Annotated in this window: 12 protein-coding genes and 1 tRNA gene; 3 read left to right on the forward strand and 10 right to left on the reverse strand. The window is 68.7% G+C overall.

Annotation, left to right across the window (positions count from 1 at the left end):
* Nucleotides 1–462: 462 nt before the first annotated feature.
* From thrB to argS, 5 genes are all read right to left on the reverse strand, one after another.
* Nucleotides 463–1,380 (reverse strand): homoserine kinase, encoded by a 918-nt coding sequence (gene thrB, locus E1202_RS00510; protein WP_132680271.1) that lies wholly within the window; start codon nucleotides 1,378–1,380, stop codon nucleotides 463–465.
* Nucleotides 1,377–2,465: a threonine synthase gene (gene thrC / locus E1202_RS00515; RefSeq protein ID WP_207918408.1), complete on the reverse strand. Its 1,089-nt coding sequence runs from the start codon at nucleotides 2,463–2,465 to the stop codon at nucleotides 1,377–1,379. Before thrC ends, thrB begins: the two co-directional genes overlap by 4 nt.
* Nucleotides 2,462–3,766, reverse strand: a complete 1,305-nt coding sequence (locus E1202_RS00520) for a homoserine dehydrogenase (protein ID WP_132672370.1) — start codon at nucleotides 3,764–3,766, stop codon at nucleotides 2,462–2,464. Before E1202_RS00520 ends, thrC begins: the two co-directional genes overlap by 4 nt.
* Entirely contained in the window at nucleotides 3,767–5,185 is a 1,419-nt protein-coding gene (gene lysA / locus E1202_RS00525; protein ID WP_132680272.1) for a diaminopimelate decarboxylase, read from the reverse strand.
* 96 nt (nucleotides 5,186–5,281) lie between these two features.
* Nucleotides 5,282–6,943 (reverse strand): arginine--tRNA ligase, encoded by a 1,662-nt coding sequence (gene argS / locus E1202_RS00530; RefSeq protein WP_132680273.1) that lies wholly within the window; start codon nucleotides 6,941–6,943, stop codon nucleotides 5,282–5,284.
* A gap of 254 nt (nucleotides 6,944–7,197) precedes the next feature.
* Here argS and E1202_RS00535 point away from each other — a divergent pair, with 254 nt between their 5' ends.
* Nucleotides 7,198–7,980, forward strand: a complete 783-nt coding sequence (locus E1202_RS00535) for a DUF3105 domain-containing protein (protein ID WP_132680274.1) — start codon at nucleotides 7,198–7,200, stop codon at nucleotides 7,978–7,980.
* The gene (locus tag E1202_RS00540; RefSeq protein WP_132680275.1) at nucleotides 7,977–8,651 is read left to right on the forward strand and encodes a DUF305 domain-containing protein; all 675 of its coding nucleotides are present in this window, start codon (nucleotides 7,977–7,979) and stop codon (nucleotides 8,649–8,651) included. The genes E1202_RS00535 and E1202_RS00540 overlap by 4 nt, the downstream gene beginning before the upstream one ends.
* 45 nt (nucleotides 8,652–8,696) lie before the next feature.
* Here E1202_RS00540 and E1202_RS00545 read toward each other — a convergent pair whose 3' ends face one another.
* Nucleotides 8,697–9,614: a cation diffusion facilitator family transporter gene (locus E1202_RS00545; protein WP_132680276.1), complete on the reverse strand. Its 918-nt coding sequence runs from the start codon at nucleotides 9,612–9,614 to the stop codon at nucleotides 8,697–8,699.
* Nucleotides 9,615–9,853: 239 nt separating this feature from the next.
* On the opposite strand from E1202_RS00545, the gene E1202_RS00550 reads away from it, so the two are divergent.
* Nucleotides 9,854–9,926 (forward strand) — tRNA-Arg (locus tag E1202_RS00550).
* A 304-nt stretch (nucleotides 9,927–10,230) separates the two neighbouring features.
* Here E1202_RS00550 and betT read toward each other — a convergent pair.
* From betT to paaC, 4 genes are all read right to left on the reverse strand, one after another.
* On the reverse strand, nucleotides 10,231–12,510 hold the full coding sequence (gene betT, locus E1202_RS00555; protein WP_132680277.1) for a choline BCCT transporter BetT: 2,280 nt from the start codon (nucleotides 12,508–12,510) through the stop codon (nucleotides 10,231–10,233).
* 809 nt (nucleotides 12,511–13,319) lie between these two features.
* Entirely contained in the window at nucleotides 13,320–14,399 is a 1,080-nt protein-coding gene (paaE, locus tag E1202_RS00560) for a 1,2-phenylacetyl-CoA epoxidase subunit PaaE (RefSeq protein WP_132680278.1), read from the reverse strand.
* A gap of 1 nt (nucleotide 14,400) precedes the next feature.
* A complete protein-coding gene (gene paaD / locus E1202_RS00565) occupies nucleotides 14,401–14,892 on the reverse strand; it encodes a 1,2-phenylacetyl-CoA epoxidase subunit PaaD (RefSeq protein ID WP_132680279.1) in 492 nt (163 codons plus the stop codon).
* Entirely contained in the window at nucleotides 14,886–15,770 is an 885-nt protein-coding gene (gene paaC, locus E1202_RS00570) for a 1,2-phenylacetyl-CoA epoxidase subunit PaaC (RefSeq protein ID WP_132680280.1), read from the reverse strand. Before paaC ends, paaD begins: the two co-directional genes overlap by 7 nt.
* Between the last annotated feature and the right edge of the window lie 3 nt (nucleotides 15,771–15,773).

Below are 15,773 nucleotides of genomic sequence, written 5' to 3' on the forward strand. Positions count from 1 at the left end.
ACTCACTTTGAGTTGACAACTCCTGCCTCGGTCACCGCGGTCGCCAGACCCGCCTAAGTTGATCTTCGCCCGTGTCCGGCGGAGTCCAATTCACAGCGGGAGATGCGCCCCGGAAAACGATGTTCCGGGCACGGCACCGGCCCTAGGCGCGGTGACTGATTGACCTTGAGGGTAGACGCCCCGTAGTTCGGGTGCAACAACCCCCTGGGCGTGTGGCGCCCTTGCAGATCGTGCCGTCGACATTCAGCGAAACGAAGGCCCCCGGAAGCGGGCGCGATCCCCGAGCTCGAAGATCAGGTCCGCCTAGTTCCCTCCGGCGCCTCGCACAGCCGGCTCGTCGGCGACACTTCCTTTCTACCACTTCACGCGAAACCGCCGCGCCCGGGGGCGGTGAACTGCGCATTTCCGCTCAGCGCACAGTCCGGGGACGGCGGTTCAACACGAGATGACCAACGCGCGGAATCAGCCTTCGACGTGCGTTCGGACGCCTTCGCGATCGACCGGAAGGTCCAGCGCCTTGAACCCGCTCAGAGCCGCCTCGTGCGCGTTCGCGTCCTTGCTCGGGAACGCCAGCACGGTCGGGCCCGCGCCGGACACGGCCGCCGCGATCCCCTCCGCTCGCAGCGCGCGCACCAGCGCGACGGTCTCCGGCCACGCCGGTTCGCGGTAGTCCTGGTGCAGCCGGTCATCGGTCGCGGCCAGCAGCAGCGACGGGTCCCTGGTGAGCGCGTGCACGGCGAGCGCCGCACGACCTGCCGCGAACGCGGCGTCGGCGTGCGGAACCCGCTCCGGCAGCAGCCCGCGCGTCACGTGCGTCGCCGATTCCCCTTGTGGCACAAAGGCGACCGGCGACACGTCCGGATGCGCCGGCACGCTCACCGCGCGGAAGCGATCGGATTCCCGCCAGGCGAGGACGAAATCTCCGAGCATGCTCGCCGCCACGTTGTCGGCGTGCCCCTCGCGCACCGCCGCCAGGTGCAGCGCGCGTTCGACGTTCTCCGCTGCCCGCAGGTCGATTCCCGCCAGGCCGTGCGCGACGGCGATACCGGCGACGATCGCGGCCGCGGAGGAACCCAAGCCCCGGGAATGCGGAATGTTGTTCTCGCAGTGCAGATCGAGCGCGGGCAGGTCCGCGATCCCCAGCTCCGCCAAGGTGTCGTGCACGACCCGGACGACGAGGTGCCGCTCATCCCCGGGCAGCAACCCGGCGCCCTGCCCGGCCACCGACACCGTCGCGGTGCCGGGCGGGCCGTCGACCACGCGCGCGAAGACCGTGTCGTGCAACGACAACGCCATGCCCAGCGCGTCGAATCCGGAGCCGAGGTTCGCCGTCGACGCGGGAACCTCGACCCGGATCGTCCGCGCCGGGAGCGCGCTCAACGCAGCTCCAGGGCGTCGGCGACCGCGCTCGGGTCGACCGGCAGCGGCTCGACCTCGACCATGCCCGCCAGGGCGGTGTCGGGGTCCTTCAGCCCGTGACCGGTGACGGTGCAGACGACGACGGAGCCCTTCGGCAGGCTTCCGTCGGCGGAACTGGCCAGCAGGCCCGCCACGCTCGAAGCCGATGCGGGCTCGACGAACACGCCCTCCCGGCCCGCGAGCACCCGGTAGGCGTTGAGGATCTCCTCGTCCGTCACCGCCGAGAACAGGCCGTTCGAGGCGTCCTTGGCCTTGACCGCGCCCTGCCAGGAAGCCGGGCTGCCGACGCGGATCGCGGTCGCGATCGTCTCGGGCTCGGCGACCGGCTGCCCGTGCACCAGCGGCGCGGCGCCCGCGGCCTGGAAACCGAACATCCGCGGCAGCGAATCGGTGATCCCGTCGCGGTGGTACTCGGTGTAGCCCTTCCAGTAGGCCGTGATGTTGCCGGCGTTGCCGACCGGCAGGCAGTGGATGTCAGGGGCGCGGCCCAGCACGTCGCAGATCTCGAACGACGCGGTCTTCTGGCCCTCCAAGCGGACCGGGTTGACCGAGTTGACCAGCGTGACCGGGTGCTCCGCGGCGGTCTTGCGGGCCAGCTCCAGGCAGTCGTCGAAGTTGCCCTGCACCTGCAGGATCTTGGCGCCGTGCACCACGGCCTGGGCGAGCTTGCCCAGCGCGATCTTGCCCCGGGGCACCAGCACCGCGGAGGTCAGTCCCGCGCGGGCGGCGTAGGCCGCGGCCGAGGCCGAGGTGTTGCCGGTGGAGGCGCAGATGACGGCCTTGCTGCCCTCGGCGAGCGCGTGGGTCATGGCCACCGTCATGCCGCGGTCCTTGAACGAACCGGTCGGGTTGGCGCCCTCGACCTTCAGGTAGACGGTGCAGCCCGTCTGCTCGGACAGGTACGGCGCCGGAACCAGCGGGGTGTTGCCCTCCTGCAGGGTCACGACGTGCGCCCCCTCGGGAACCTCCACCCGGTCCCGGTAGGCCTCGATCAGGCCCGGCCACCCTGCCCCGGACCGCGGCGGAGCACTCTGGATGTTCGTCACGTCGGTTCACCTTCCACGCGCATCACGCTGACCACTTCGCGCACAATCGGGAGCTGCGCGATCTTGTCCACTGTGGACGAAAGTGCCGCGTCGGGGGCGGTGTGCGTGACCACCACGAGGCTGGCCTCGGCACCTCTGCCCTGCTGACGCACCACCGAAATGCTCACATCGTGCTCGTTGAACGTCGCCGCGACCTGCGAGAGCACACCAGGTTTGTCGGCCACGTCGAGACTGATGTGGTAGCGGGTCGGGGTCTTGCCCATCGGCTGGACCGGCAGCTGGGCGTGCGCGGACTCCCGCGGGCCCTTGCCCTTGACGACCAGGTTGCGGGCGACCGCCACGAGGTCTCCCAGCACCGCGCTCGCCGTAGGAGCACCCCCGGCGCCCTGCCCGTAGAACATGAGCTGACCGGCGGCCTCGGCCTCCACGAACACCGCGTTGAACGCCCCGCCCACACCGGCCAGCGGGTGGCTGCGCGGGATCATCGCCGGGTGCACGCGCGCCGACACCGACTCGGTGCCGTCCTCGTCGATCACCCGCTCGCAGATCGCCAGCAGCTTCACCGTGCGATCGAGGGTCGCCGCCGCCGCGATGTCGCCCGGAGTGACCGCCGAGATCCCCTCTCGGTGCACATCACTGGCCGTCACGCGGGTGTGGAAGGCCAGCGACGCGAGGATGGCGGCCTTCGCCGCGGCGTCGAAGCCGTCGACGTCCGCCGTCGGGTCCGCCTCGGCGTAACCCAGGCGCCCGGCCTCGTCGAGGGTCTCCGAGTAGCCGGCGCCGGTGGAATCCATCGCCGACAGGATGTAGTTCGTCGTGCCGTTGACGATGCCCATGACCCGGTTGATCCGGTCACCGGCCAACGACTCGCGCAGCGGGCGCAGCAGCGGAATGGCTCCCGCCACGGCGGCCTCGAAGTAGATGTCGGTGCCCGCCTCGTCGGCAGCCGCGTACAGCTCCGAGCCGTGCTCGGCCAGCAGCGCCTTGTTCGCCGTGACCACCGACTTGCCCGAACGCAGCGCGGTGAGCAGCAGCGATCGGGCCGGCTCGATGCCGCCGATGAGCTCGACGACGACATCGACGTCACCCTCCACCAACGCCTGGGCATCGGTGGTCAGCAGGTTCTCGGGCACCTCGGGATGCTTGTGCGGGCGCCGCACCGCGACGCCGGTGACCAGCATCGGGGCCCCCGTGCGCGCCGCGAATTCCTCCGGTTGATCCTGCAGCAGCCGCAGCACCTCGGTGCCCACGGTGCCGCAGCCCAACAGCGCGACCCTGATCGGTTCACGGTCCCGGATCACTCACACCTCCAGCCGGAGCAGGTCGTCCTCGGTCTCCCTGCGCAGCAACAATCGCGCTTGACCAGCGCGAACCGCAACCACCGGCGGCTTGGGCAGGCGGTTGTAGTTGCTGGCCATCACGTAGCAGTACGCCCCGGTGGCGGCCACCGCGAGCAGGTCTCCCGGAGCAATGTCCTCTGGAAGCCAGCAATCGCGCACCACTACGTCACCGGATTCACAGTGCTTGCCCACGATGCGGGACAGAACCGGCTCGGCTTCGGCCGAACGCGACACCAATCGGCTGTCGTAGACCGCGTCGTAGAGCGAGGTGCGGATGTTGTCGCTCATCCCGCCGTCAACGCTGACGTAACGGCGCTCGACGTCGGCTCCCAGCGCGACGTCCTTGATCGTGCCCACCTCGTAGACGGTGATCATGCTCGGACCGACGATGGCGCGCCCCGGCTCCACCGCGATCTTGGGAACCGGAAGACCGGCGTTGTCGGCTTCCTTGCCCACGATCTCGAACAGCCGGGTGGCCAGCTGCGACGGAGGCATCGGGTCGTCGTCCGGGGTGTAGGCGATGCCCAGCCCGCCACCGAGGTCCACGGTGTCGACCGAGGCCAGCGCGTCCTCGCCGTGCTCCTCGCGCAGCTCGGCCAGCAGCCGCACCACCCGGTGCGCGGCCAGCTCGAAACCGTCCACCTCGAAGATCTGCGAACCGATGTGGCTGTGCAGACCGGCCAGCTCCAGCGAATCGGCCTTGAGCACCCGGGCCACCGCTTCGGCGGCCTGCCCCGCGGCCAGCGAGAAACCGAACTTCTGGTCCTCGTGCGCGGTGGCGATGAACTCGTGGGTGTGCGCCTCGACGCCGACGGTGACCCGCACCAGCACCCGCTGCCGAGCGCCGCGCTGGGTGGCGATGTGGTCGAGCCGGGCGATCTCGTGGAACGAGTCAAGCACCACCGAACCGACCCCGGCCTCCACGGCGGCGGTCAGTTCGGCGACGGACTTGTTGTTGCCGTGGAACGTGATGCGCTCAGCCGGGAAGCCCGCGCGCAGCGCCACGGCGAGCTCGCCGCCGCTGCACACGTCCAGGCTCAGCCCCTCCTCGGCGACCCAGCGGGCCACCTCGGTGCACAGGAACGCCTTGGAGGCGTAGTGCACGGCCGCCGGGTCGCCGAAGGCCTGGGCGTAGTCGCGGGCTCGGGACCGGAAGTCGTCCTCGTCGAGCACGAACAGCGGCGTGCCGTACTGCTCGGCGAGCTCCCGCACGTCCAGGCCGGCGACGCGGACGACGCCGTCAGCGCCGCGCTCGCTGTTGCGCGGCCACACCAGGGGGTGCAGCTGATCGATCTCCCCGGAACTCGCCGGAGACGGTCCTGCGGTGTTGCCGGGTGGCACGACATCGGCGTGCCGTGGCCCGGCGGGATGGGCGCGCATGTTGACAAAGCTCCTTCGCGCAGCCTGCCGCTGGACAGGCGGTGAGATCAGGCAGCACGGCACCCTCCTCGTCGAGGGCAAGCCGTCCGCCTGCGATTACATCTGTTCCGGCGCGCTCACGCCGAGCAGGCCCAGACCGTTGGCCAGCACCTGGCGGGTGGCCTCGCACAGCTGCAGCCGGGCGATGGTCAGCGGGTTGGCCTGGTCGTCACCGGGCTGCAGCACGCGGCACGCGTCGTAGAACTTGTGGTACGCGCTGGCCACGTCCTCCAGGTAACGAGCCACCCGGTGCGGTTCGCGCAGCTGGGCGGCCGAGCGCACCACGCGGGGGAACTCGCCCAGGGTGCGGATCAGGTCGCCCTCACGTTCGTGGGTGAGCAGCGACAGGTCGGCATTCTCCACGGATCCCCGCTCGATGCCCAGGGAGGTGGCGTTGCGCTGCAACGACGACAACCGGGCGTGCGCGTACTGCACGTAGAAGACCGGGTTCTCGTTGGTGCGCTTGCTGATCAGGTCCAGATCGATGTCCACGGCGGAGTCCACCGACGAGCGGATCAGCGAGTAGCGCGCCGCATCCACGCCCACGGCCTCGACGAGGTCCTCGAGGGTGACCACGGTGCCGTTGCGCTTGCTCATGCGGACCGGTTTGCCGTCGCGCATCAGGTTCACCATCTGGCCGATCAGCACCTCGACCACGGAGGGATCGTCGCCGAGCGCCGCGGCGGCCGCCTTGAGCCGGGCGATGTAGCCGTGGTGGTCGGCACCCAGCATGTAGATGCACAGGTCGAAGCCGCGGGACCGCTTGTCGCGCAGGTAGGCGATGTCGCCGGCGATGTAGGCCGGAGCGCCGTCGCTCTTGATGACGACCCGGTCCTTGTCGTCGCCGTACTCGGTGGAGCGCAGCCACCAGGCGCCGTCGGTGTAGTAGAGGTGATCGGAGGCCTTGAGCTGCTCGACGCAGGTCTCGACCTGACCGGAGATGTGCAGCGAGTCCTCGTGGAAGTAGACGTCGAAGACCGTGCCGAAGTCGTTCAGGCTCTGCTTGATCTCCTCGAACATCAACCCGACGCCGACGCGGCGGAAGGTCTCGTTCCGCTCGTCCTCGGGCTGTTCCAGCACGCCCGGCTCGGCCTTGAGGACCTGGTCGGCGATCTCGCCGATGTAGCCGCCGCCGTAGCCGTCCTCCGGCGCGGGCTCGCCCTTGGCACCGGCGATGAGGGACCGGACGAAGCGGTCGATCTGCGCACCGGCGTCGTTGAAGTAGTACTCGCGGGTCACCTCGGCGCCCTGAGCGGAGAGCACCCGTCCCAGCGCGTCGCCCGCGGCCGCCCAGCGGGTGCCGCCGAGGTGGATGGGGCCGGTCGGGTTGGCCGAGACGAACTCCAGGTTCACCTTCAGGCCGTCGTAGAGGTCGCCCTTGCCGTACTCGGCGCCGCTGCCCAGCGCCTCGCGCACGATCTGGGCCTGGGCGTCGGGCGCGAGCCGCAGGTTCAGGAAGCCGGGGCCGGCGACGTCGGCCACATCGATGGCGTCCTGGCTGGTCAGCGCCTCGGCGAGCCAGGTGGCGAGGTCGCGCGGGGCAACCCCCGCCTTCTTGGCGACCTGCATCGCGATGTTGGTCGCGTAGTCACCGTGCTCCGGGTTTCGCGGGCGCTCGACGGTGACCGTCTCAGGCAGCACCGAGGTGTCCAGCCCACGGGCGGAGAGCACGTCGACGGCGGTGTTGCGGACCAGTTCAGCGAGCGCGGCAGGAGTCACCCTGTGGAGTTTAGGGATCCTTCCACCCAGTTCAGACGCCGGGTGCCGCCCACTCCGTGGACTCGATGAGGGCCGTTCGACCCAGCGGGATTGCGCGCCGCGCGCGAGGCGACCACGGGGCGTGATCGAAGCGTTGTCTGTGTGTGAGAACGTGTGGTGGCGAGCATTTGCCTATCGGCACACCGCCACACGGGCAATCTCTACACTGGCGGGCGCTGTCCCCCGGTTCTGGCGAGACGAGGTTTGCGAGCAGCATGGCTAAGAACAAAGCGGTGCGCGGCGCCGCCGTGGTGAACCAACGGTCCATCCCGTGGATGCTGGTCTCCGGGGTGACGGTGGTCGCGGTGTTCGCGGCGGTGATCTTCGGATACGCCTACACCCGGTGGTCCGATCAGGCTGCGACGCGCGATGCGCAGGCAGCCGCGGAGAAGGCCACCGAGGCGTTCAAGCCGTCGCCGCAGAACCCGGACCCGTCGAAGAACATCCCCGGGGTCATCACCGCTGACTACAAGGGTCAGCAGCACGTCACCCCGAGCCAGCGCGTGACCTACGACAAGAACCCGCCGTTCGGCGGCCCGCACGACGGCGTCTGGGCCGACTGCACCGGTGTGGTCTACCCGCAGGCGGTGCGCACCGAGAACATGGTCCACTCGCTGGAGCACGGCGCGGTCTGGATCGCCTACAACCCGGACAAGGTCGACGAGGCCGGTCTGGACCGCCTCAAGGTCCGCGCCCAGGGCAAGCCGTACACGATGCTGTCGCCGTACCCGGGCCTGGACAAGCCGATCTCGCTGCAGTCCTGGGGTCACCAGCTCAAGGTCGACAGCGCCGACGACCCGCGGATCGACCAGTTCATCACCGCGCTGCGCCTGAATAACAACGGCGTGTACCCCGAGGTCGGCGGTTCCTGCCAGGCCTACCCGGGTGCGTTCGACACCAACAACCCGCCGAAGTTCGACGCGAGCCCGCCCGGTCCGGATGCGGTCACCATGGACGGCAAGGGCGCGAACGCCGGCTCCGGCCAAATGGGCCAGTGAGCCCGTTGCCCCAGGCACGACGCGTTTCGCAGGTCATCGTCGCCATCGTGGCGGCGTTCTCCCTGCTGCTGTTGGGGGCGGCGCTCGGACTGCTGATCCGGGTGCCGTCCTTCGACAGCGCAGAACCCGAGGCCACGGCGGTCGACGTCGGGTTCTCGCAGGACATGAGCGTCCACCACCAGCAGGCGGTGACCATGGCGACGCTGGCGCGGGAACGCGCCGACGACGTCGCCGTCCGGCAGCTCGCCTTCGACATCGAGACCAACCAGCGGGACCAGATCGGCCGCATGCAGGGCTGGTTGGGCATCTGGCACCAGCCGGCCCAGGCGACGGGACCGGTCATGCAGTGGATGTCCGAGACGGGTGGCCACCAGCACGGCGCCGGCCCGATGCCGATGCCGATGTCCGGTGGCGCCTTGATGCCGGGCATGGCCACCAGCGAGGAGCTCTCCCGGCTCGGCACACTTCGGGGCCCGGAGTTCGACGTCTACTTCTTGCAGCTCATGCTGCGCCACCACGAGGGTGGAGCTCCGATGGCCGAGTACGGCGCGACGCACGCCGCGGTCCCCGCGGTCCGCGCCCTGGCGAAGAACATGCTCGGCTCCCAGGGCAGCGAGATGGAGCTGATGAAGACCATGCTCAGCCAGCGCGGCGCGAAGCCGCTGGCGTGAGCATGGGAACCTTCCGCTCACCCTGAACCTGCGGCCCGAAGCTGTTCACCAGGTCAGCTCCTGACAGCGACGAGCGCATTCGGCGGGCTCGACCTGCAGGGTCGCGTGCTCGATCCGGTAGCGCTCCGACAGCAACCGCTGCGCGGCGGTGAGGACACCACCGTGGTCGGCGTCCGGTCCTGCTGTCAGGTGGGCGGAGGCGACCTCCATGCCCGAGGTCAGCGTCCACACGTGCAGGTCGTGAACCTCCGTGACCGACGGCAGCGCGGCCAGATCGCTGCGCATCGCCTGCACGTCGAGGCCTTCGGGAGCCTGCTGCACCAGGATTCGCAGTGCTTGGCGCGCGAGCGTGAAGGTCCGGGGCAGGACGAAGAGCCCGACGCCGACGGCGATGATCGGGTCGGCGAGGTACCAGCCGTAAGCCCAGGTCACGAAGCCGCCGACGAGCACGCCGGCCGAGCCGATGGTGTCGGCGAGGACTTCCAGGTAGGCGCCGCGCACGTTGAGGCTTTCGCCCGCACCCTTGCGCAGCAGCGCGAACACGACGAGGTTGGCCAGCAGACCGGCGGCCGCGGTGACCATCATCGGCAGGCCGGCGACCTCCTGCGGCTGCCGGAACCGCTCCACGGACTCGAACAGGATGTAGCCGGCGACGCCGAACAGCAGCACGGCGTTGGCCAGCGCGGCCAGCACTTCGACGCGGTAGAGGCCGAAGGTGCGCTTGTTGCCCGCGGGACGTCGGGCGGCGGTGATGGCGGCCAGCGCCATCCCCACGCCCAGGACGTCGGTGAGCATGTGCCCCGCGTCGGACAGCAGGGCGAGCGACGACGTCAGCCACCCGACGACGGCCTCGAGCACGAAGAAGGCGAGCAGCACGCCGAAGGCGATGGACAGCCTGGTCACGTAGCGGCCGGACGCGTGGACCGCATCCGCCGCGGATCCGTGCCCATGACCGTGCCCCATCTCTTCGCCTCCTCACATCCAGGCCAGATACATAGCAAAGTATGCATGATTTGGAGAGTGAGACGGAAGCGCCCTGCAACCCAGATCACCTCTCGCCCGGCCCGGGTGCGTGACAGGAAGGTTCCCAAGCACCCATCCACCGGCAACTCCCAGATGAACACCGCCGCGCCGCAGGAACCCGACCCCGTCCCAAACACGCGTGCGGCGTGCGATAAGCTATCGATCGTCCGCAGCGACGAGCCCTCGTAGCTCAGTGGATAGAGCACTGCCCTCCGGAGGCAGGTGTCACAGGTTCGAATCCTGTCGAGGGCGCATCAGAAGGACAAGCAAAACCGCCCCTGGCCAGCAAGAACTAGGTCAGGGGCGGTTTTGCGTTTCGGCCGCTGCCGGTCCGCGCCTTGCCACTCTCAGCCGATAGTTGTGTGCAATGCGCGTGCACGACCTCCCGCGCACTTCGGCCACGTAGGCCTTCCACAACACCGTTCCGAAGTGGCCGAATGAAGGCCGTCGCATCAGACCGGACGGCGAAGATTTCACCGCGCCGCTCAGGTCGTCCGGACGGGCCGGTGCCCGCAGGTTCGCCGGGCTGCGGGCACCGGTGTCCGGTCGAACGCTGCTACACCTTCGAACCGCTGCCCGCCGTGTCCTTTTCGGCGGACTCCTGCGGCTCTGCGGGCGCCACCACAACCGAGACGGCGTCCGGGTCGGCCACGATCGGCGGCGTGAGGACCGAGGCGTAGTCGTGCTCGGTGGTGTAGGCGAGGAATCCCAGGTGCGCCTCGTAGCGATCAAGCACGTCGTCGATCACCTGCTGATGGGACAGACCCATGAGGTCGTAGCCCTCGGATCCGGTCTGGCTGAACACCTCGACCCGGTAGTAGACGTCGGTCTGGCGGGACATGCGTCCACCGAACATCGGCACCGGGACCTCCACGGCCCGCACCTGGTAGTGGAAGTCGCGGTGCTCGGGAATCTTGACCACCAAGGCATGGCTGGCGATGCCGACCTGCTCGTTCGGGAGCAGTTCCAGCGTGGCCCGGTAGCCCTGCTTCCCGAACTCCCGGGCGACGTCGGCCAGAGCCGACTGCACGGTGCCCTCCAGGAACTGAGCCACCTGCTTCTTCGAGGGGTACGAGCGCATCCGCTCCAGCCGCTGACGCCAGGTGCGCTCGGGTGCGAAACCGCCGTGCACCGCGGTCGGCCTCCGGTGCAGGGCCCGGCCTTCGCGCTCCGCCCGCTCCATGCGCAGGACCTTGGAGAAGGAGGCCATGACCAGCCAAGCGATGATCGTCACGGGCAGGGCGAAGATGAGGGTCGCGTGCTCCATGGTCGTGACGCCGCCGGCCACCAGCATCGCGATGGTCAGCACCGCGGTGAGCACCGCCCAGAAGATGCGCAGCCACTTGGCCCCGTCCTGCGACGGTGTGGGGATCGAGGAGGAGAAGTTGGACATCACCATGGCTCCGGAGTTGGCGCTGGTGAGGTAGAACAGCAATCCGGACAGGGTGCCCAGGCCGATCAGGAAGCTCGCGCCGGGGAACATTTCGAGCAGCGCGAACCAGCCCTTCTCAGGACTGTCCATGGCCAGCTGCGCGAACTCCTCGTTGCCGTTGAGGACCTGGTGCATGGCGCTGTTGCCGAAGATGCTCACGATCAGGAAGTCGCAGAGCACCGGGGCGGTGATGGCGGCGATGACGAACTCGCGCAGCGTCCTACCGCGGGAGATGCGGGCGAGGAAGAGTCCCACGAACGGACCCCACGCCAGCCAGAACGCCCAGAAGAACAGGGTCCATCCGGCCATCCACTCGGAACCGCCCTCCTGGTAGGCGAAGGTCTCCAACGTTCGCCCCGGCAGCGTGGAGACGAATCGGCCGATGTTTCCCACCAGGGCGTTGAGCAGGAACGCCGACTGCCCGGTCACCAGGATGTAGAGCAGCATGGCCGCGGCGAACCAGATGTTGAGCTCGGAGATCAGCCGGATCCCCCGGTCCAAGCCCGAGGTGCAGGCGGCGACGGTCATGATCACGGCCACGATCACCAGCGCGATCTGCAGGGCCAGCCCCTCCGGGAGGCCGAACAGCAGGGCGAAGCCGACGTTGAGCAGCACGACGCCGATGCCCATCGAGGTGGCCACGCCGAAGACGGTGCCGACCAGGGTGACGATGTCGATGGTGTCGCCGATCCCGCCGCGGACGCGCTTGCCGAGAAGGGGGTACAGGGCGGCCCGGATCGACAGCGGCATGCCCCAGCGGTAGGCGAAGTAGCCCATGGCCATGCCGAGCAGGGCGTACATGGCCCAGCCTGCCACGCCGTAGTGGAACATCGTCCAGACCACGGCGTCCTGCGCGGCGGCAGCCGTCTTCCCCTCACCCGTCGGCGGCGCCATGTACTGGGTGATGGGCCCGGTGACGGAGTAGAAGAGCATGTCGATGCCCACACCGGCGGCGAACAGCATCGCCACCCAGGTGAACAATTTGTACTGCGGGCGCGAATGGTCGGGGCCGAGCCGGACGGAGCCTTCCTTGGACAACGCGACCCAGAGGACGAACGCGATCACCACGGTGACGGTCAACACGTAGAACCAGCCGAGGTTCTCCGCGATCCAGGCCACCACGATCTCCATGGTGCTGGCGGCGTGCCCGGGAACGCGCATGGCCCACAGCGAGAAGGCGACGACGACGGCCGAAGCGATGATGAAGACGCGCCAGTTGACCCTGGGGCCGGGTTCTTCGACGAGTTCCGCGTGAGCGTTGCTGAGCTCTTGGCTGGAGCTGGGAGGACGGTTCTCGGCCTCCTGACCGTGGCGTCTGCGTTCGGTGCCGCCGAGCCGGCGGCGCTCGATCGGAGCCTTCGGCGACTTTTCCCCGTGGCGGGGCGCGTCTGTGGATTCGGGCATGCGGTCCTCCTCCTATCGGCGACGAGTTCGGGCGGGCGTCAGCGCGCACCGAGCGGTCTCGGTGTGCGGCCTCGCCTCGCCTCTTCGTCGCGGACTTGTGATCAAGGGCGGATTTCCACTGCCGACGCGGATTCGGATCCCTCGACTGGCGCTCGGCGTCGCGTTCGTCGGCCGAAGTGTCGAGCCGCTTCTCGCTGGTCATGTCGATGTCGACGCACGCGATGGTGCTGACAGCAGCGAACCGATCTGGGGCGGGCGGGTCGAGCAGGGAAGTCCAGGGTCAGCGCGAACAGCACCACGCCCTTGACTCACCGATCGCGGGGGCGTCCTGCTCGTGGAACAGGCCGAAGGTGAGGCCCAGCGCAGCCGCGCCGCTCTTCATCGCGTGGGCGACAGCCCTCGTGGGCGGGACCAGTTCACCGCGCTCCTCGAGGAGGAATGTCGGCGCTGGCGTGATCAATGACAGAGCGGCCGCAACCGCGCTGAACTGAAACACCGCTCCCCCGAACTATCCTTCTACTCGTGCGCAATTCTCGTCCGGAATTGACTTTATTCAGCGAGAATCACGTGATTCATCTGATTGGTATAGGACAATTGGGAAAAGAAGAACCCATTTGTAGTTATTGCCACAACCCAGCGCTGCAACTTTCCGCATCGTGAGATGCGCCGTGGTGCTGGTTGCCACCGCACCTCGGCAGTTCTGAACGCACGCGGAACAAAAAGATCCGCCTCTGAACGACGTTCCGTCCGTTCAGAGGCGGATCTTCTCCCGACCGGCCCGCTCTCAGCGCGTTCCGCGCCGGAGGGGATCAGGAATCGAAGTCGACGGTGAGCACGTCGCTGACCGGGACGGACTGGCAGGTCAGGACGAACCCTTCGGCCACTTCCGCTTCTTCCAGAGCGAAATTCCGACGCATGTCGACCTCCCCCTCGGTGACCTTCGCCCGGCAGGTGCCGCAGACACCGCCCTTGCAGGCGAACGGCAGGTCGGGCCTCGCCTTCTGCGCACCGTCGAGAACCGGTGTCTCCCGAGACAACGCGGTGGTCGTGCGCCGACCGTCGAGAATGATGGTGGCCTCAGTGGTCTCGCCCGAAGGCACCGCGTCGATGTGCTTCACAGGTTCCGGGGGCACGTCGTCGACGTAGAACAACTCCCGGTGAATGCGCTGGTCGGCCACACCGAGTTCCCCCAGCAGCCGCTGCGCCCCGGTGACCATGCCGAACGGTCCGCACAGCCACCACTCGTCGACGTCACCGACCTCGGGCACCAGCGCCATCAGCGCGCGCAGCTTCTCCTCGTCGAGACGCCCGGTGAACAGATCGGCCTCCCGCGGTTCGCGGGAGAGCACGTGCACCAGCTCCAAGCGCTCGGGGTACCGGTCCTTCAGATCCGCGAGCTCGTCGGCGAACATCACGCTGTCGGTGCGGCGGTTGCCGTAGACGACGGCCGCGGTGGCTGAAGGGTCCCGAAGTACCGTCGCCGCGATCGACAGCAGCGGGGTGATTCCCGATCCGGCACCGATCAGCACGTGATGACCCGATACCGACTTCGGGCTGAACGCCCCGGTCGGCGCACCCACCTCGATCTCGTCGCCGGGACGAACCTCGTTGACCAGCCAGGTGGAGAACAGCCCGTCGGGGACTTCACGCACCCCGATGCGCGGAGAGGTCCCCTCAGCCGAGCAGATCGAGTACGACCGCCGCTCTTCTCGACCGTCGATCACGCGACGCAACGTCAGCGACTGACCGGCCCGGAAGTCGTAGGTGCCGTCGAGCTCGGGGGGCACGGAGAAGGTGATCGCGACGGCGTCGTCGCACAGCCTGCTGACCTCTGCGACGGTCAGCGTGTGGAATTCGCCCCGCAGCCGGGACTTGGTTGACGCGGTCACCTCAGATCTCCTTGACGTGTTCGAACGGTTCGTCGCACGACCGGCAACGGCGCATGGCCTTGCACGCGGTGGCTCCGAACTCCGACAGCAGTTCGGTGTCCGGCTCGCCGCATCGCGGGCAGGGAACCTTTCGCTCAGGCGGGTGGAGCGACAACGGCACCGGACCGGGGCCGCGCGCGGCAACACCGCCAGGTGGCGCGATGCCGGCTTCGGCGAGCTTGCGACGGCCCTGCTCGCTGATCCAGTCCGAGCTCCACGACGGCTGCAGCACGGTGCTCACCTCGACTCGGGAGAACCCCGCTCCCTGCAACGCGTGGACCAGGTCGTCTCGCATCGTGTCCATGGCCGGGCAACCGCTGTAGGTGGGTGTGATGGACACCTTCACCGCGCCGTCCTGTTCGGACACCTCGCGCAGCACACCGAGGTCGGCGAGCGTGAGCATCGGCAGTTCGGGGTCGCGGACGGTCTCCGCGACGGCTCTGGCGGTCACCACGTCGCCTCCGGATGCGCGCGCGCCACGCTCTGCAACTCTGCGACGAGATACCCCATCGCTTCGGTGTGCCGACCGTGCCTGCCTGTTCCGCCGGCGATTCCTGCCTTGCCCGGGAGGTCAGGGCGTTCCAGCGTGGCGGCCTGGAACACCTGCGCGAGCACGCCGTCGAACTCCTCGCGCACCGCAGCAGGATCGACCGCGATACCGGATTCGACCAGGCGGGTCTCGACCTCGTGGGCGGTGAACAGCTCGTCCACGTAAGGCCACACGGCGGTCAACGCCTCCCGCATGCGCTCACGGGAGAAGTCCGTGCCATCACCCAGGCGAACCGCCCATTGAGCCGCGTAGTCGCGGTGGTAGGTCAGTTCCTTCACGCCCTTGTCGGCGATGGCGGCGAGCACCGGGTCTCCGGAGGTCGTGAGCCGCTGGAACAGCGCGAGCCGCCACGTCGACAGCACCAGCAGCACCGCGATGAGCTGCCCGAAGTCGCCGCGTTCGAGCTCTGCGAGCCGCACGTTGCGGAACTGGTCCTCGTCGCGGAAGAACGCGTAGTCGTCCTCGCCACGTCCGCTGCCGTCGGCCTTGCCGGCCCTGGCCAGCAGCAGCCTGGCCTGGCCCAGGAGGTCCAGGCCGATGTTGGCGACGGCGACCTCGTCCTCGAGTTCGGGGGCGAAGGTGCACCACTGCTGCAACCGATGCGACAGGACCAGCGCGTCGTCACCCAGCATCAGGCAGTACGCGGCCAGATCCGAACCGTCCACACCGGACGGAACCGAGGTGTCGACTCCTGCCAGCGGGTCTTCGAACCCGCTGCCGAATGCCCAGCGCGAATCGTCGTGCGCGTCGATGAGTGCCTCGTAGGCGTTGTCAAAGGACATCGT

The sequence above is a fragment of the Saccharopolyspora karakumensis genome (assembly GCF_004349225.1).
GTDB lineage: Bacteria > Actinomycetota > Actinomycetes > Mycobacteriales > Pseudonocardiaceae > Saccharopolyspora > Saccharopolyspora endophytica.

Bases quoted from the DNA above. Each gene is read 5' to 3' on its own strand.
- lysA (WP_132680272.1), bottom strand. From the start codon at position 5,185: ATGCGCGCCCATCCCGCCGGGCCACGGCACGCCGATGTCGTGCCACCC.
- E1202_RS00535 (WP_132680274.1), top strand. From the start codon at position 7,198: ATGGCTAAGAACAAAGCGGTGCGCGGCGCCGCCGTGGTGAACCAACGG.
- E1202_RS00545 (WP_132680276.1), bottom strand. From the start codon at position 9,614: ATGGGGCACGGTCATGGGCACGGATCCGCGGCGGATGCGGTCCACGCG.
- betT (WP_132680277.1), bottom strand. From the start codon at position 12,510: ATGCCCGAATCCACAGACGCGCCCCGCCACGGGGAAAAGTCGCCGAAG.
- paaC (WP_132680280.1), bottom strand. From the start codon at position 15,770: ATGTCCTTTGACAACGCCTACGAGGCACTCATCGACGCGCACGACGAT.